This is a genomic window from Methylobacterium sp. AC832, assembly GCF_979256025.1.
Genome location: NZ_CEEDMV010000007.1, coordinates 141,146 through 156,347, shown reverse-complemented (window position 1 = coordinate 156,347; position 15,202 = coordinate 141,146). Strand labels below are relative to the sequence as shown.

General features: G+C 67.6%; 17 protein-coding genes. 8 read left to right on the top strand and 9 right to left on the bottom strand.

The window, feature by feature from the left end; translation table 11 throughout:
- Nucleotides 1-163: 163 nt before the first annotated feature.
- The 6 genes from AC0IXR_RS20845 to AC0IXR_RS20820 form a co-directional block, all read right to left on the bottom strand.
- Nucleotides 164-439, bottom strand: a complete 276-nt coding sequence (locus tag AC0IXR_RS20845; RefSeq protein ID WP_056427723.1) for an SH3 domain-containing protein — start codon at nucleotides 437-439, stop codon at nucleotides 164-166.
- Nucleotides 440-452: 13 nt separating this feature from the next.
- On the bottom strand, nucleotides 453-1,217 hold the full coding sequence (locus AC0IXR_RS20840; protein ID WP_056427500.1) for an SDR family NAD(P)-dependent oxidoreductase: 765 nt from the start codon (nucleotides 1,215-1,217) through the stop codon (nucleotides 453-455).
- A complete protein-coding gene (locus AC0IXR_RS20835; protein WP_471761976.1) occupies nucleotides 1,214-2,515 on the bottom strand; it encodes a beta-ketoacyl-ACP synthase in 1,302 nt (433 codons plus the stop codon). The genes AC0IXR_RS20840 and AC0IXR_RS20835 overlap by 4 nt, the downstream gene beginning before the upstream one ends.
- Before the next feature lie 129 nt (nucleotides 2,516-2,644).
- Nucleotides 2,645-3,796 (bottom strand): beta-ketoacyl-ACP synthase, encoded by a 1,152-nt coding sequence (locus AC0IXR_RS20830; RefSeq protein ID WP_207413767.1) that lies wholly within the window; start codon nucleotides 3,794-3,796, stop codon nucleotides 2,645-2,647.
- A complete protein-coding gene (locus tag AC0IXR_RS20825; RefSeq protein WP_056427490.1) occupies nucleotides 3,793-4,290 on the bottom strand; it encodes a 3-hydroxyacyl-ACP dehydratase FabZ family protein in 498 nt (165 codons plus the stop codon). Before AC0IXR_RS20825 ends, AC0IXR_RS20830 begins: the two co-directional genes overlap by 4 nt.
- Nucleotides 4,291-4,361: 71 nt before the next feature.
- Complete coding sequence (locus AC0IXR_RS20820) at nucleotides 4,362-4,664, bottom strand: acyl carrier protein (RefSeq protein WP_018044158.1); 303 nt, start codon at nucleotides 4,662-4,664, stop codon at nucleotides 4,362-4,364.
- A gap of 373 nt (nucleotides 4,665-5,037) precedes the next feature.
- Between AC0IXR_RS20820 and AC0IXR_RS20815 the strand changes: the two genes are divergently transcribed.
- Complete coding sequence (locus tag AC0IXR_RS20815; protein WP_461233160.1) at nucleotides 5,038-6,159, top strand: AI-2E family transporter; 1,122 nt, start codon at nucleotides 5,038-5,040, stop codon at nucleotides 6,157-6,159.
- Nucleotides 6,160-6,309: 150 nt separating this feature from the next.
- On the opposite strand, the gene acnA is transcribed toward AC0IXR_RS20815, so the two are convergent.
- On the bottom strand, nucleotides 6,310-9,009 hold the full coding sequence (gene acnA, locus AC0IXR_RS20810; RefSeq protein ID WP_471761973.1) for an aconitate hydratase AcnA: 2,700 nt from the start codon (nucleotides 9,007-9,009) through the stop codon (nucleotides 6,310-6,312).
- A gap of 299 nt (nucleotides 9,010-9,308) precedes the next feature.
- Between acnA and relB the strand changes: the two genes are divergently transcribed.
- From relB to ccmB, 3 genes are all read left to right on the top strand, one after another.
- Nucleotides 9,309-9,527 (top strand): type II toxin-antitoxin system RelB family antitoxin, encoded by a 219-nt coding sequence (gene relB, locus AC0IXR_RS20805; RefSeq protein ID WP_311275442.1) that lies wholly within the window; start codon nucleotides 9,309-9,311, stop codon nucleotides 9,525-9,527.
- A 424-nt stretch (nucleotides 9,528-9,951) separates the two neighbouring features.
- On the top strand, nucleotides 9,952-10,608 hold the full coding sequence (gene ccmA / locus AC0IXR_RS20800) for a heme ABC exporter ATP-binding protein CcmA (RefSeq protein ID WP_420604527.1): 657 nt from the start codon (nucleotides 9,952-9,954) through the stop codon (nucleotides 10,606-10,608).
- 8 nt (nucleotides 10,609-10,616) lie between these two features.
- Nucleotides 10,617-11,273: a heme exporter protein CcmB gene (gene ccmB, locus AC0IXR_RS20795; RefSeq protein WP_043764704.1), complete on the top strand. Its 657-nt coding sequence runs from the start codon at nucleotides 10,617-10,619 to the stop codon at nucleotides 11,271-11,273.
- On the opposite strand, the gene AC0IXR_RS20790 is transcribed toward ccmB, so the two are convergent.
- A complete protein-coding gene (locus AC0IXR_RS20790; RefSeq protein ID WP_207413754.1) occupies nucleotides 11,274-11,885 on the bottom strand; it encodes an SOUL family heme-binding protein in 612 nt (203 codons plus the stop codon).
- A 9-nt stretch (nucleotides 11,886-11,894) separates the two neighbouring features.
- Nucleotides 11,895-12,911 carry an AraC family transcriptional regulator gene (locus AC0IXR_RS20785; RefSeq protein ID WP_420604529.1) on the bottom strand — a complete coding sequence of 339 codons (1,017 nt, stop codon included), beginning with the start codon at nucleotides 12,909-12,911 and terminating at the stop codon, nucleotides 11,895-11,897.
- Nucleotides 12,912-13,046: 135 nt separating this feature from the next.
- On the opposite strand from AC0IXR_RS20785, the gene AC0IXR_RS20780 reads away from it, so the two are divergent.
- The 4 genes from AC0IXR_RS20780 (at nucleotide 13,047) to AC0IXR_RS20765 (ending at nucleotide 15,191) form a co-directional block, all read left to right on the top strand.
- The gene (locus AC0IXR_RS20780; protein WP_471761970.1) at nucleotides 13,047-13,586 is read left to right on the top strand and encodes a DUF2380 domain-containing protein; all 540 of its coding nucleotides are present in this window, start codon (nucleotides 13,047-13,049) and stop codon (nucleotides 13,584-13,586) included.
- 70 nt (nucleotides 13,587-13,656) lie between these two features.
- Nucleotides 13,657-14,433, top strand: a complete 777-nt coding sequence (locus AC0IXR_RS20775) for a heme ABC transporter permease (RefSeq protein ID WP_471761968.1) — start codon at nucleotides 13,657-13,659, stop codon at nucleotides 14,431-14,433.
- Between the two features lie 3 nt (nucleotides 14,434-14,436).
- Nucleotides 14,437-14,592 (top strand): heme exporter protein CcmD, encoded by a 156-nt coding sequence (gene ccmD, locus AC0IXR_RS20770; RefSeq protein ID WP_471761966.1) that lies wholly within the window; start codon nucleotides 14,437-14,439, stop codon nucleotides 14,590-14,592.
- Complete coding sequence (locus AC0IXR_RS20765) at nucleotides 14,589-15,191, top strand: DsbE family thiol:disulfide interchange protein (RefSeq protein ID WP_471761964.1); 603 nt, start codon at nucleotides 14,589-14,591, stop codon at nucleotides 15,189-15,191. Before ccmD ends, AC0IXR_RS20765 begins: the two co-directional genes overlap by 4 nt.
- Nucleotides 15,192-15,202: the final 11 nt, after the last annotated feature.

Below are 15,202 nucleotides of genomic sequence, written 5' to 3'. Positions count from 1 at the left end.
TACCACCTCATCCTGAGGTGCCCGCGTGGGCGGGTGTAGAGGGAGGGCTACGGGGCCCGCGTGCCGTCTGGAGTCCTCCTTCGAGGCCTCCACAATGCTCCGGCACCTCAGGATGAGGGAACGGAATGGGTAGGGCGCCTTATCGACTGAAAGTCGGCTCGGCTCAATCCGGCGCGAGGTAGCGTCGCCGCGCCCAGCCGAGGATTGGGCCGGCCTTGACCCGACACCAGGTGAGACCGCTCGGCGTCTCGTTGGTGCAGCCGAAGCCGCGCAGGCGCGCGCCTTCTGGTGCCTGGCCCAGTACGGGCGCGGAAGCATCCGGGGTCTCGCGGATACTCAACGCGTCGCCGCGCGGAAGACCATCGACGCGGAAAGCGCCGGTTTCGGCGATTGCCGGAGCTGCTGTCAGAACCAGCGCGTAGATGAGGCGAAGGCGCAATGGATCGTCCACCTCAAGTCCGATGGATGCCCATCATCGCTGTCAGCCCACCGTCTACCGGCAGAACGGCGCCGGTGATGTAGGCGGCGCCATCTCCCATGAGGAAGGCCACCAGCGCCGCCACTTCCTCCGGCTTGGCGAAGCGTCCGGACGGAATCTGCTTCTCCATGCCGGTGCGGTGCGCGGCATAAGGAGCCATCATGTCAGTGTCGATGAAGCCCGGCGCGATGACGTTGACGGTTACCCCACGCTTGGCAGATTCGATCGCCAGCGTCCGGCAATAGGAGATCAGCGCACCCTTCGTCGCCGCATAAGCGGCATTACCCGGATTGGCCTGGAGGGCCGCCACCGAACCGATGGCGACGATGCGGCCGGAGCGTCCGCGGATCATGCCGCGCACCAGCGCTTTCGCCATGCGGGTCAGCGACCAGAAGTTCACCTGCATCGCCGCCTCGGCTTTGTCCTGCGCCATCATCGCGGCCAGCACGTCGTAAGATTGGCCTGCATTGTGGACCAGCCCGTAGAACGCTTCCCCCTCCTGGGCCTCGCAGAAAGCCTCTAGGGCATCGCGATCGGCGAGGTCGAGAGGGTGGGCGGTGATCGCCCGTTCGGGGTGAGTCTGAACGAGTTCGGCGACAAGTCGCTCCGCTGCCTCGCCCGATGACCGATAGGTGAAAGCGACGTCGTAGCCGGAGGTGACCAGCGCGCGTACGATGGCCGATCCGAGGCCGGAGGCGCCGCCCGTGACGAGGACGCGGCGGGACACTTCGTTCGTCATGCCGGCTCGTCCCCGAGGACGAGGCAGGTATTCTGCCCGCCGAATCCGAAGGAATTGGACAGAACCCGGCTGACCCGTGCGTCGCGTGCGCTCGTTACCACGTCGAGGGAGAGAGCTGGGTCCGGCACAGCGTAATTGATCGTCGGTGGGATGCGGCCATGGGTGACGGTCAGGAGCGAGATCACCGCCTCGATAGCCCCCGCGGCTGTCAGCGTATGACCGATCATCGACTTGTTCGATGAGATCGGCAGGGAGCGGATCCGCTCACCGAATACGGCAGCGCAGCCCAACGCCTCCATCTTATCATTTTCCGGCGTCGACGTGCCGTGGGCGTTGATCGTGTCGATCGAATCCGGCTCGGTGCCAGCATCGTGCAGGGCTGCGCGGATGGCGGCGATGCCGGGCGCCCCGTCCGGGCTCGACCGGGTACGGTGAAAGCCGTCACCCTTCTCGCCGCAACCGAGAACGTAGCCGAGGATCGTCGCGCCGCGTGCACGCGCTGCCTCGGCATTCTCGAGGACCAGGGCGGCGGCCCCCTCCCCCATGACGAAGCCGTCGCGGTTCTTGGAGAACGGCTTCGAGGCCCCCTCCGGCGGATCATTCTGGGTCGAAAGTGCGGAGAGCAGCGAGAATCGGATCAGTGATTCCGGGTTCACCGAACCGTCGGTGCCGATACACAGGGCCGCCTGCATCTCGCCCCGCCGGATCGCCTCGACGCCGAGTTGGATCGCGGTGGCGCCGGATGAGCAGGCGGTGGACAGCGAGATCGGCGATCCTTTGGTGCCGAACCGATCGGCGATGTTGTCGGCCACGGTAGCGAAGATGAAGAGATCGTGCCAAGCGTCGAACCGTCCGCTCGATGCCGCTCGCTGGAGGTCGGAATAGGTGATGTCGCCGTTCTGGCCGGACGCCTGTGCCAGCGACTGGCGCTGCGGCCATTCCATTTCCACCGGCGGTACGGCGATGAACAGCGCGCCGGGGAAATTGCCCTTCGTCCCGATGCCGGATTGGGTGATCGCCTCCTCGGCCGCCTCTTCGGCGAAGCGCTGCGACAGGGCGGGCGCCACGAGCGGGTCGGTATCGAGGAAATCTACCGTGCCGGCGATGCGGGTGCGCAGGCCGTCTGTAGAAAAACGGGCGATGCTGTGGATGCCGGACCGGCCGGCGGTGAGCGCGGCCCAATTGTCGACCTGTCCCTGCCCCAGGGACGTGACGATGCCGAGGCCTGTCACGGCGACCAGCGGCCTGCCATGGCTGTCCCGGAAGTTCCGTGAATCGGGGGGAGAGGAATTCGTCATCGCGCCGTCTTGCTATCGTTCCGACCGAACGGCCTTGAAGATGCCCCGCCCCGAACATTCGGGCCGATCGATCACGGTTGCACCGGTCTTAGCGGAATTTCCGTTCGCTGACAGCCACATCCCTGCCGGTCACGACAGCGCGCTTAACCGGATCACGCCCTCACCACGGCGATGGCCGACGGTGGTGATCGTGATCTCGCGCGCCGTTCCTTCCGAAATGAGTGCGGCGGCGAGTGCCGCCCCCAGCGGCGCCGTAACTTCGAGCGAATGGCCGGTAAGGTCCCCGAGGGCTGTGATGGGGGTTCCGGGCGTCAGTACGTCCAGGGCAGCACGCTCCTCGGCAGTGATCTCTTTGACGCCGGTGGCACCCGAGATCACCAGATCCGGCTTGGAAGCGGCCTCGCCCCACAAGGTGCAGAGGCTACGCCCTACGCTGCCGGCCTCGCGCCGGGGGCGATCGCTTTCCACTGGGAGAAGGCGGGCGAAGATCGTCGCCTCGCGCGCCGCTGCGGTCTCGGCGGCTTCCAGCATGAGGAAAGCGGCGGTACTTCCCAAAATGAAGCCGGCCTCGCCTTCACCCTCGCGCTCGAAAACCGGCCGGTAATCGCCCTTCCGCAGGTATCCGCCCATCTCGTGGACGACGAGAACGTCGGGGCGTTCCGCGCTGTAGGAGCCGCCCACCAGCATCGTATCGATCTGGCCCGAAGCGATGCGGCTCTGGGCATTGCGCAAGGCGTCGACGCCCGAAGCCTCCTCGCCCATGAACGTGCGTGAGGCGCCGGTGACACCATGGACGATGGCGATGTTGCCGGCGAGCAGGTTCGAGAGTTGGGCCAGGAAGAGGGTCGGGCGCAGGTCGTTCTGCAGGTGCTCGTTGAGATAGGCGCCCGGGTCGGCCGCGTCGCGCAGGCCGGTCAGGATCGCACCGTCCACCGCCGTATCACGCTCGCCGCCGCCGCAGGCGACGACAAGATGCATCGCTGCCTTGAAGGCAGCGTCCTGTTTCACCCCAGCCGAGTCGAGGGCAAGTCCGGCCGCGTAGACGCCCAGGCGCTGCCACGCCTCCATCTGCCGCTGGTCGGATTTCTTGGGGATCTGTCCATCCAGCAGGAGCGGCGGGGCCGGATGGACGGGATAGGGCGCAAAGCGCTCCGTATCTGTGGCCTTCGGCCTGCCCGCTGCGAAGGCTTCGAGGTGGGCGGCGATTCCCTCTCCGGCACAGGATACGAGGCCGATGCCGGTGACGACCACGTCGCGCCGGTCCATGCTGGTCTTGCTCATGCCGGAACCGCTCCCCCGGGGGGAGCTCCTGCCGCAACCGCGCGATCCATCAGGCCGATCCGCTGCGCGCGTTCGCGCATGGGAGCATCGAGCCCTGCGGGAAACGGCATGGTTCGGAAGCGCAACTCTGCATCGGCCAGAGGTTTGCCCTCGTGGCTGATGGAAGCCTTGGTCACCGCGTAGCCAGAGCCGTCATGCTCCAGACTCGCCTGCACGACGAGCGTCGCCCCAGGGCCGACGAAGGAGCGGAACCGCGCCTTGTCGACCGCCATCAGGAACGGCATCTGCACGAAGTCGAGATGGGCGAGGAGCAGGTATCCCGAGGCCTGGGCCATGGTCTCCGTGAGGAGCACCCCGGGCACCAGGGGATGACCGGGAAAGTGACCCTCGAAGACCGGGCTCTCCATCGGCACGTGAGCTAGCGCCTCGATCCGGCCGGCGGCCTTGTCGAGACTCGTCACCGTGTCGATCATCTCGAAATATTCGAGGCGCATGGCGTCAAAGGCTCCGCTGGGGACTAGAGGCTCCGCTGGACACTCAAAGGCTCGGCCGCTGGGCTCGCCCTTCAGGCCTTGGCGGCCTTCTCGGCCACCAGCGCGTCGATGCGGGCGCAGAGGTTCTTAAGCACGAAATACTCCTCGGCCGGCACCTTGCCCTCGTTGACCTCCTGGGTCCAACGCTCCAGCGGCAGCTTGATGCCGAAGGCTTTGTCCACCGCGAAGGCGATGTCGAGGAAGGCGAGCGAATCGATGCCAAGATCCTCAATGGCGTGACTCTCGGGCGAGATGGTGTCGCGCGGGATGTCGGCGGTGTCGGCGATGATGTCCGCGACGCGGTCGAACGTAGCGGTGGTCGGCTGGTCAGACATGCGTTCTCGCCGTTATCTTCTCTATGGCGCGCCGTGGCGGATCCGGTGTCGGATCCCATGGCGGGCGCGGCCGGTCCGAGGCTGGCGCGTGAACCCGGCGCCCCCCGGGTCGCGCAGCATGCCCCCGAAGCGGCGTCGCGCCGCTTCCGATCGAAGGCGGTCCCTTACACGAGGGGGTGGTGCCGGGCAACCTTGGCAGATACTCGGCTCGGGCTCGCGCCTTCGTGCGCCTGCGGGGCGCCCCGGACCATTCCGCCCGTCGATGCCTTGACTTACATGCGGACACGCGCCCGTTCGACGTGGGCCTGTGCTCTACTTCCTGCGCGAAACCATCGAGCGTGAGGCATGCCAGGAGGCGGCAGAGGTGACGAGAATGGAACGACCTACATCCGTCGATGCGGCGGAGCTGCCGACGGACCATCGCAGCCGCGCCCAAGGAGGCGCGCGCATCGCCCTGGTCCTGGCGCTGTCCGCCCTCGGCCTGTGGGTGCTCCACCCGTTCCTTCCGGCGCTGGCCTGGGCCGTGATCCTCGCCATCGCGCTCTGGCCGCTCTATGCGAAGGCGGAACGGCGCTGGCCGCCCGGTGGCCACAACATCCTGCTGCCGAGCCTGTTCACCCTGGCGGTAGCGCTGGTCTTCCTCGCGCCCCTGGTGGTCCTCGGGGTACAGGCGGCGCGGGAGGCCCATGACGCGATGGCCTGGGCCAAGTCGGCCGAGCGCAGCGGTATCCCCGTACCGGAATTCCTGTCCCACCTTCCCTACGGTGCGGCCAAAGCGAGCGCATGGTGGAGCGAGACTCTCAGCCACCCGTCCGCCGGGTCCGAGATCCTGCACAAGCTCGACAACTCGACCACGATCGGCCTGACCAAGAGCCTCGGGGCTCAAGTCGTTCGCCGGGTTGTGCTATTCGGCTTCACCCTGCTGACGTTGTTCTTCCTGTTCCGTGACGGGCGAACTGTCATCAGGCAGTCGCTGACGGCGAGCGCCCGCCTGTTTGGCCCGCGCGGCGAGCGGGTGGCCCGCCAGATGGTGGCTTCCGTCCATGGCACCGTCGATGGGCTGGTGCTGGTCGGCCTCGGCGAAGGCGTTCTCCTTGGAATCGTTTACTATTTTGCGGGCGTGCCGCATCCGGTCCTGCTCGGCGCGCTGACGGCGGTGGCGGCGATGATCCCTTTCGGAGCGCCGCTGGTCTTCGGCATTGCCGCACTGATCCTGCTCGCTGGTGGGGCGGTGATACCGGCGGTGGTGGTCGTAGCGGCGGGCTTCGTCGTCACCTTCGTCGCCGACCATTTCGTGAGGCCGGTCCTGATCGGCGGCACCACCCGCCTGCCCTTCCTCTGGGTGCTGCTCGGCATCCTCGGCGGGGTCGAGACGTTCGGTCTGCTCGGGCTTTTCCTCGGCCCGGCGGTGATGGCGGCCCTGGTGCTATTGTGGCGGGAGTTCACAGATGGGGACACGGCGCAGGCCACATCCATAGGCCCGCGCGGCCCGTAATTCGAGCCGCCCGCAACCGCCATAGGACGGCCGAAACGACCGCCATCGGACGGTGTTTCGAGGGATTGCAAAGGCGGCTCAGATTCCGGTGGAATTTCTGGGCCGAAAGGCCCTCCCCTGACCGGGGAGGGCCTTCCTCGCATCGTAGGCTTACGCCGCCAGCGAGCGCAGGACATAGGGCAGGATTCCGCCGTTGCGGAAGTATTCCAGCTCGTCCAGCGTATCGATCCGGCAGGTGAGCGGCACCTCTGTTTTGGTGCCGTCGGCCGAGGTGATCTCGGCGATCATGGTCTGGCGCGGCTTGATGTCGCCCGAGAGGCCGAGAAGGCTGACGGTCTCGTCACCCTTGAGGCCGAGTGACGCCCACGACGTCTCGCCTTGGAACACCAGCGGCACGATGCCCATGCCCACGAGGTTCGAGCGGTGGATACGCTCGAAGCTCTCCGCCACCACGGCGCGGACGCCGAGGAGCTTCGTGCCCTTGGCCGCCCAATCGCGCGACGAGCCGGTGCCGTATTCCTTGCCGGCGAAGACGACGAGCGGCGTGCCGGATTCGGCGTATTTCTGGGCGGCGTCGTAGATGTACATCCGCTCGCCGGACGGCTGGAACAGGGTCCAGCCGCCCTCGACCACATTGCCGTTCTCGTCCCGGACCATCTGGTTCTTGATGCGGATGTTGGCGAAGGTGCCCCGCATCATGACCTGGTGGTTGCCGCGCCGGGTGCCGTACTGGTTGAAGTCCTGCACCCGGACCTGATGCTCCTGCAGGTAGGCGCCGGCCGGCGAGGCCGCGCGGATGTTGCCTGCCGGAGAGATGTGGTCGGTGGTGATGGAATCCTGGAACAGGCCGAGGATGCGGGCATCGACGATGTCGGTGATCGGCGCCGGCGTCTTGGTCATGCCCTCGAAATAGGGTGGGTTCTGCACGTAGGTGGAGGTCGAGTCCCACTTGAAGGTCTCGGCCTCGGTGACCTCGACGGCCTTCCAGTAATGGTCGCCGCTGAACACGTCGGCGTAGCGCGACTTGAACAGGGTCGAGGTGATGTTGGCCTCGATGAACTCGGCGACCTCTGCCGTGGAGGGCCAGATGTCGGCGAGATAGACCGGCTGGCCATCGGAGCCGATGCCCAGCGGCTCGGTGGTGATGTCGATCTGCATCGAGCCGGCGAGCGCGTAGGCGACGACCAGCGGCGGCGAGGCTAGGTAGTTGGCGCGCACGTCGGGGTTCACGCGGCCTTCGAAGTTGCGGTTGCCGGAGAGCACGGCCGCCGCGACCACGTCGTTGTCATTGATCGCCTTCGAGATCGGCGCCGGCAGCGGGCCGGAATTGCCGATGCAGGTGGTGCAGCCGAAGCCGACGAGGTTGAAGCCGAGGGCGTCGAGGGGCGCCTGCAGGCCCGCGCTCTCCAGATACTCGGCGACCACCTGCGAGCCCGGCGCCAGGGAGGTCTTCACCCAGGGCTTGGAACGCAGGCCCTTGGCGACGGCGTTGCGGGCGAGGAGCCCCGCGCCGATCATCACGCTCGGGTTCGAGGTGTTGGTGCAGCTCGTGATCGCCGCGATCACCACGTCGCCATGGCCGATATCGTAATTCGCGCCGTCGACGGGGTAGCGCTTGGCGATATCGGCGGCCTTCTTGAACTCCGTCTCCATGGACTGGGCGAAGCCCGGCTTGGCGCCGTCCAGCAGCACCCGGTCCTGCGGCCGCTTGGGGCCGGCCAGCGACGGACGCACGTCACCCATGTCGAGGGAGAGGGAATCGGTGAAGACGGGGTCCGGGGTCTGCGCGTCGCGCCACATGCCCTGAGCCTTGGCATAGGCCTCCACGAGGGCGATCCGGTCGTCGGCGCGGCCGGTCACCTTGAGGAAGTCGATGGTCTTCTGGTCGATGGGGAAGAAGCCGCAGGTGGCGCCGTATTCGGGGGCCATGTTGGAGATCGTGGCGCGGTCGGCCACCGCCATGTCGTCGAGGCCGGGGCCGTAGAATTCCACGAACTTGCCGACCACGCCCTTCTTACGCAGCATCTGCGTCACGGTGAGCACGAGGTCGGTGGCGGTGGTGCCCTCGGGCAGCTTGCCCGACAGTTTGAAGCCGACGACTTCCGGGATCAGCATGGAGAGCGGCTGGCCGAGCATGGCGGCCTCGGCCTCGATGCCGCCCACGCCCCAGCCGAGCACGGCGAGGCCGTTGACCATGGTGGTGTGCGAATCGGTGCCGACGAGGCTGTCGGGATAGGCGAGCTCGGTGCCGTCTTCTGTCTTGGTCCACACCGTTTGCGACAGGAACTCGAGGTTCACCTGGTGGCAGATGCCGGTGCCGGGGGGGACGACGGAGAAGTTGTCGAAGGCCGACTGGCCCCATTTCAGGAAGGTGTAGCGCTCGCCGTTGCGCTCGTATTCCAGCGCCACGTTGTCGGCCAGGGCCTTCGGGGTGCCGAACTCGTCGACGATGACCGAGTGGTCGATGACGAGATCGACCGGGACCAGCGGGTTGATCTTCTGGGGGTCGCCGCCGAGAGCGACCATGGCGTCGCGCATTGCGGCGAGATCCACCACGGCGGGCACGCCGGTGAAGTCCTGCATCAGCACGCGCGAGGGGCGGAAGGCGATCTCGGTCTCGACCTTGCCGAGGTTGCCGAGCCACGCGACGGTGGCGGAGATGTCGTCCTTCTTCACCGAGCGGTCGTCCTCGAACCGCAGCAGGTTCTCGAGGATGACCTTCATCGAGAAGGGCAAAGCCGTCGCATCGGCGAGGCCGGCCTGCTCGGCATGGGGGATCGAGTAGTAGGTATAGTATTTGTCGCCGACGGTGAGGGTCTGGCGGGAGTGAAAGCTGTCGAGTGATGCCACGGCTTGTTTCTTCCTCACGAGCGGTTGTCGAACACGCGCAGGCATGACCTGCGCCACGAAGTCGTGTTCGGCTGGAGCGCTTCTAAAAAAAGCGCGCGCCGCTCCGGGGGTGCCCGGACAGGATGTTGCGCGACGAGCGATTTGGACGCTCGGGACTCGCGCGGCGCAGCCTGCGCCCCGTATAGAACACTTCGAAACTGGCCGCTACGCCCTGCTGTGACACGAGCGCAGGAGTGTCGGGGAGAACGTGGACGAGCCTCGGTGCGCGAGCTATGCAGGCGGCCATGCCGGAGCATTCCATGATCGCCTTTCGCCTGCCCCCGGAGATCGAAGCGCATATGGATGCGCATGGTCGGCGGACAGGCCAAGACGCGCGTGAAGACGCCCGCGACGCGATCCTAGATTACCTTGAGGATCGTGCGGACGTTCAAATCGCCGAGCGGCGGCTTGCCGACCTGAAGGCTGGGAAAAGCGACTCCGTTCCCATCTCGGAACTCCTCGCTCGGTATGCATTGTGATCGCGGCCGTCGCGCACGATCCTCTTACCCTTGCGATGCAGCGGTTTGCCCCATCCACAAAACTGCCAACGAGTCAGAACCCTCACGTCGGTATGAGGCGTGACAGGCGCCCTCTTCCGGCTACGGCATTCACGCCTCTCGCGGGCGGCTCGGGTCCCCTCTCCTGGAAGGAGAGGGACAGGGTGAGGTGTGTGACCTCTCCGGGGATGGACCACACCTCACCCCAGCCCTCTCCTTCCAGGAGAGGGAGTTCCGCTGCGCCTCATGCCAACCCTCCTGGATCGAGGGAACGGCTGTCGAGCAGATGCGTAAATCCAGTAGCCTTCCAGGAGAGGAAGCCCGCGCCGCCCGCGCGAGACGTGAAAGCCGCAGTCCCCGTGAGCAGTTGGAGGCGTGCCGTCGCCGGCGGCCGACAGGGCGCCCCGTGCGGCTGACCGCTACGAACCTCGCCGCCCGCCGCTCCGGCCGCCGCATCTTCTCGGGTCTGTCCTTCGCGCTCGGCCCCGGCGAGGCCTTGATGGTGACGGGGCGCAACGGCGCGGGAAAATCCACCCTGCTCAGCCTTCTCGCCGGCCGGTTGAAGCCGGATGCCGGCACCATCGCGGTTGCCGACGTGGGCGAGTCGACGCTGGCCGAATGTCTCCACGTGGTCGGCCATCGCGACGGGCTGAAAAGCCCGCTGACGGCGGAGGAGAACCTGACCTTCGCCCGCGACCTCCTCGGCGCGCCCACCGCGAGCCCGGCCGAAGCGTTGAACGAACTCGGGCTCGGCCATGCCCTGCGGTTGCCGGTGGCCTACCTTTCCGCCGGCCAGCGCCGCCGCGTCGCCCTCGCCCGGCTTCTCGTGTGCCGGCGTCCGCTCTGGCTGCTCGACGAGCCGACCGCGGCCCTCGACACCGCCTCTCAGGCCGTGCTCGCCGGATTGATGGCGCGCCACCGGGCCGAGGGCGGTCTCATTGTGGCGGCCACCCACCAGTCCCTCGGCCTGGAGGATGCCCGCGAACTGCGCATCGACGAGGCGTTGAAACCCGCACCCGCCTCGGCCGGCGCGAATGCGGCCGATTCGGAGGTGTGGTGGTGATCGGCGTGATGCGCGCCCTCATCGCCCGCGACCTGCAGCTCGCCGCCCGCGTGGGCGGCTCGGGCGCCCTGTCGCTGGTCTTCTTCCTGATGATCGTCGCCCTGGTGCCGTTCGCGCTCGGGCCCGACCTCAACCTTCTCTCGCGGATCGGTCCGGCCATCCTCTGGCTCGCCGCCGTGCTCGCCACCCTGATCGGCCTCGACCGCCTGTTCCAGGCCGACGAGGAGGACGGCTCCCTCGACCTGATGACCGGCGCTCCGGCACCGATGGAGATGGTGGTGCTCGCCAAGGTGATTGCCCATTGGCTCACCACCGGCCTGCCGTTGGCTCTCGCTTCGCCGCTCTTCGGGCTGCTCGTGGCCCTCGACGGCACCGCCATGGGCGCCACCGCCCTCACTTTGCTGGTGGGGACGCCGGCCCTGACCTTCATCGGCGCCGTCGGCGCCGCGCTCACCGCGTCGATCCGCCGGGGCGGCCTGATCCTCGCTGTCCTGGTGCTGCCGCTGATGATCCCGACGCTGATCTTCGGCGTCTCCGCGACCGAGGCGGCATCCGGCGGCACGGTGCCCTTCACGACGCCCTTGCTGATCCTGTCGGCTCTCAGCCTGATCGCGGCGGTGATCGGGACCTTCGCGGCGGCCGCGGCCCTGCGCTGGTCGGAATGATCAGTGCCCCTCGGCGACCGGGATGACGATCTCGTTGCGCCGCAGGAAAGGGATCGCGAAAGGCGGATCGTAGCTCAACACGCTCGAAGGCCCCGTCGTCTCGCGGGCCATCTTCGCCAGGACCTGCCGGAGAACCGCCTCGCGTTTCTCACGGGCTCTCGCATCGAGTGTGCCGGAGAAGCGGAGCGCGGCGAAGGTCGCGGCAGGCAGCCGAGCGATGCGGACCGCCGGGTCGGTCGGGACCGGCGGTCCGTCCTTAGCCATGGCGGCGGGCAGAAAGAAGCGCATGACGCGCAGATCGCCGCCCTGCTCCACCGGCACGGTCATGGCAATCAGGGTGCCCTGTTCCACCGGCACCGTCATCGCGATGCGGTCGTCTCCGCCATTGGAGCCGGTGATGTACCGGAACAGCCGGCGAAACGCCTCGGCATCGCCCGGTCCCGCCATGTCGGTCTCGACCGCGACACGCGGTTCGTAGCGGCGGATCTCGACGTTGCGGGGCAATTGCTCGACCACCTCGTAGCGCGGCTGCTCGTAGGTGGCACGGATGCCGACCACGGATAGGAGCGATTCCGCGAAGGTCAGGGCGTAGTAGAGGGCTTTGTCGAGCATGGCGTCGGCTCAACGCCCCATCGACGGCCGCGTTTCCAATCCGGCCGCCAAACGGCGCCATTCCGTCGGCGGCAGGCCGGTCCAGCCACGGAAGGCGCGGGTGAAATGCGCGGCGTCGGCATAGCCCAGATCGAGGCCGATCCGGCCGATCGGCCGGTCCGTCCGCGAGAGCAGGTGCTTGGCCTCCCCGATCAGGATTTGTGTGAGGCAGGCGCCGTAGCTGGTGCCGTGCGCCTCGAACCGGCGCTGAAGCGAACGCCGCGATAGACCGAGCCGGCGGCAGAGCCAATCGATGGAGGGGCGCCTGTCGAGGAGGCCGAGGCGGAGGAGATGCCCCGTGCAAAGGAGGAAATCGCTGGGATCCGGAACCCCGGCCATGTCTAGGACCGCCGCCGCCGTGGCCGGTCGCGGGTTCCTCGTCGCGATGAGGTCGGCATCGAAGCTCACGACGGCACCCGGCCCGAGGCGAAGCTCACAGCCAAGCACGGTCTCGATCGCCCCGCGATCCTGCAGCATCGCTCCCGAGAGACCGACCTCGTCGGGCACGAAGCCCGGCCCCAGGAATCGGCGGAGCACATCGAGGATGTAGCCGAGCGCCAGCATTTCGTTCTTCTGCCGCCCGACGGGACTGTCGTCCGTGACGGCGTAGGTCACATGGGCGCGGCCCGCCCTCACCGATACGTCCATCCGGGTCGCGGTCTGCAAATGATCGACGATCAGGGTGGTGCCGAGGGCCAGCGCCTCGCCGAGGGTCGCGGAGGCGCAGACGCGGATCCCGTATGGGCCGAGGCTCGGCACGCCCGCACCCAGTGACAGTCGGGCCGGCAGAGCCGCGTCGCCGACCTCGCGGGCCGCCTCCTCCACGATGCGCAACTGGTCTCGCAACAGGATCAGCCGATCCGGCTCGTCGATCAGGGCCATCGGCATCTCGGCCCTGCCGAACACGCGGGCCACCGAACCGCCGGCGCGCTCAACCGCGTCCGCCACCGGCCCCATCGAGCGTGCCTTGGTCAGACCGATCAGCATCCCGTCGCGCCCCCGGACGAGAAGGTCGCCGAGGTGGCACCGGATGGCAAGAAGGTGTGTTCCCGCTCGGCTACCGAAGAGTCGGACAATCAGGCGCCGATGCAGAGCGCTACCGATCTTGGGCAAGGACACGCCATGCGCACGATTCATCGAAGCCGCACCGTCGCGCTCGGCGTCGGGATCGCTCTTCTATTGGGCGCCCTGCCCTGTTCCGCCGATCCCGCTCCGAACCTGGCGATGCTGCCGATCCGGATGCTCGACACGTCCGGCGAGCCGAAGGACCAGACCTCCGAACATGCCGCCCGCCTCGCGGCGATGGCCCAGGGGCTCTCCGCCCGCCTCTCCACCAAGGGCTGCTTTCGCGTGGTCGGTATCGACGCGGAGGGCCTCGCGCGGTCCTGCCCGGGAAACGAGCCAGCCTGCATCCTCGGCGTCGCGTGGGCGAACGGCGCCGGGCTCGCCTTCGTCAGCGTGATCCACAAGAGCAGCACGCTGATCATGCAGATGTTCGCCCGTATCGTGGAGACCGGCGGCGGCGCCACGACCTTCTCGCGGGAACTCAACTTTCGCGGCGATAACGACGAATCCTGGCAGCGCGCGGAAGCCTTCCTCGCGCGCGAGATCGAGGACGACCGGCCCGGTGGGGAAAACGCGAGGACGTGCGCGAAGAAATGATCGACGCGGCCGGACTGCGCGTAACGCCCGCATTGATGCTGCACCGCACCTTGGGCTAGGTCCACGGACCATGTGGACACGTCTTGCCCATCCCGGTCACTTCCTGCGCTGGACCGGCCCCGTGATGCCCTGGCTCGCGGGGCTCTCGGCCGTGCTGCTCGCAATCGGCCTGTACCTCACTTGGTTCGTGGTCCCGCCCGACTACCAGCAGGGCGAGACCGTGCGGATCATGTATATCCACGTGCCGGCGGCCTGGCTCGGCGTGTTCTTCTACGGGTCGATGGCGATCTCGGCGATCGGCACCCTGGTCTGGCGCCACCCCCTCGCGGATGTGGCGCAGCGCGCCGCGGCGCTGATCGGGGCGGCCTTCACCCTGATCTGCCTCGTCACCGGCTCGCTCTGGGGCAAGCCGATGTGGGGCACCTACTGGGTCTGGGACGCGCGCCTGACCTCGATGCTGATCCTGTTCCTGATCTATTGCGGCATCATCGCCCTGTGGCGCACGATCGAGGATCCGAACCGGGCCGCGCGCGCCATCGCGATCCTGACGCTGGTGGGCGCCGTGAACCTGCCGATCATCAAGTTCTCGGTGAACTGGTGGTCGACGCTGCATCAGCCGGCCTCGATCATGCGCATGGGCGGCTCCAGCATCGATCCCTCGATGCTCTACCCCCTGCTCGAGATGATCCTCGCCTTCACCCTGCTCGGGATCACGCTGCATCTCTACGCCATGCGCACGGAGATCCTGCGCCGCCGGGTCCGGGCGCTCACCATCCGCGAGGCCGAGCGACTGGATGCCGATCCGCGTCCGGCCCGGCCCCTCGGCCAGGCGATCCGGGGAGTCTGAGCGATGGCTTCCCTCGGGCCGCATGCCGGCTTCATCCTCGGCGCCTACGCCTTCACCGCCTTCGTCATCGGCGCCTTGATCTGGCGCTCGCTCAGCGATCATCGGGCGCAAAAACACGCGCTCGCGGCCCTTCAGGGCGATGCGGGGGAGCGCCCGTGAGCGCCGCATCCTCGTCGGCGCCGGTGCGCCGGTCGCTCCTCGTCATCGCGCCGCTGGTGATTTTCGCGGCGCTGGCCCTGGTGTTCTTCATCCGCCTGCGATCCGGGGCGGACCCGGCCGCGATTCCCTCGGCGCTGATCGGACGGCCTGTGCCGGCCTTCGCGTTGCCGGCATTGCCCAACCTCGTCGGCGGCGAAGGCCAGGCCGTTTCCGGTCTTTCCAGCGCCGACCTCAAGGGCCGCGTGACGGTGGTCAATTTCTGGGCGTCGTGGTGTGCCCCGTGCCAGATCGAGCATCCGCAACTGATGCGGCTGGCGCGTGAGCCGGGCGTGAACCTCGTCGGCATCGACTACAAGGACGCCCCCGAGAACGGCCGCCGCTTCCTGTCACGCAGCGGCGTCCCGTTCCAGGCGGTGGGGATGGATTCCACCGGCCGCACCGGCATCGATTTCGGCGTCTACGGCGTGCCGGAAACTTTCATCATCGGCCCCGACGGCCTGATCCGCGACAAGCTCGTGGGGATCGTCACGGCGGAGAACTATGCGGCGGTGCTCCAAAAGATCCGGGCGGCGGAGACGATGGCCGCCGCGAAACCCTGATCCGGCGACGG

What these genes read in the sequence shown, in the direction of transcription:
- ccmD (WP_471761966.1), top strand. Translation starts at nt 14,437, where the DNA reads ATGGCTTCCCTCGGGCCGCATGCCGGCTTCATCCTCGGCGCCTACGCC.
- AC0IXR_RS20840 (WP_056427500.1), bottom strand. Translation starts at nt 1,217, where the DNA reads ATGACGAACGAAGTGTCCCGCCGCGTCCTCGTCACGGGCGGCGCCTCC.
- AC0IXR_RS20780 (WP_471761970.1), top strand. Translation starts at nt 13,047, where the DNA reads ATGCGCACGATTCATCGAAGCCGCACCGTCGCGCTCGGCGTCGGGATC.
- AC0IXR_RS20835 (WP_471761976.1), bottom strand. Translation starts at nt 2,515, where the DNA reads ATGACGAATTCCTCTCCCCCCGATTCACGGAACTTCCGGGACAGCCAT.
- AC0IXR_RS20775 (WP_471761968.1), top strand. Translation starts at nt 13,657, where the DNA reads ATGTGGACACGTCTTGCCCATCCCGGTCACTTCCTGCGCTGGACCGGC.
- AC0IXR_RS20785 (WP_420604529.1), bottom strand. Translation starts at nt 12,911, where the DNA reads ATGCTGATCGGTCTGACCAAGGCACGCTCGATGGGGCCGGTGGCGGAC.
- AC0IXR_RS20815 (WP_461233160.1), top strand. Translation starts at nt 5,038, where the DNA reads ATGGAACGACCTACATCCGTCGATGCGGCGGAGCTGCCGACGGACCAT.
- AC0IXR_RS20830 (WP_207413767.1), bottom strand. Translation starts at nt 3,796, where the DNA reads ATGAGCAAGACCAGCATGGACCGGCGCGACGTGGTCGTCACCGGCATC.
- relB (WP_311275442.1), top strand. Translation starts at nt 9,309, where the DNA reads ATGATCGCCTTTCGCCTGCCCCCGGAGATCGAAGCGCATATGGATGCG.
- AC0IXR_RS20790 (WP_207413754.1), bottom strand. Translation starts at nt 11,885, where the DNA reads ATGCTCGACAAAGCCCTCTACTACGCCCTGACCTTCGCGGAATCGCTC.
- ccmB (WP_043764704.1), top strand. Translation starts at nt 10,617, where the DNA reads ATGCGCGCCCTCATCGCCCGCGACCTGCAGCTCGCCGCCCGCGTGGGC.
- AC0IXR_RS20820 (WP_018044158.1), bottom strand. Translation starts at nt 4,664, where the DNA reads ATGTCTGACCAGCCGACCACCGCTACGTTCGACCGCGTCGCGGACATC.
- AC0IXR_RS20825 (WP_056427490.1), bottom strand. Translation starts at nt 4,290, where the DNA reads ATGCGCCTCGAATATTTCGAGATGATCGACACGGTGACGAGTCTCGAC.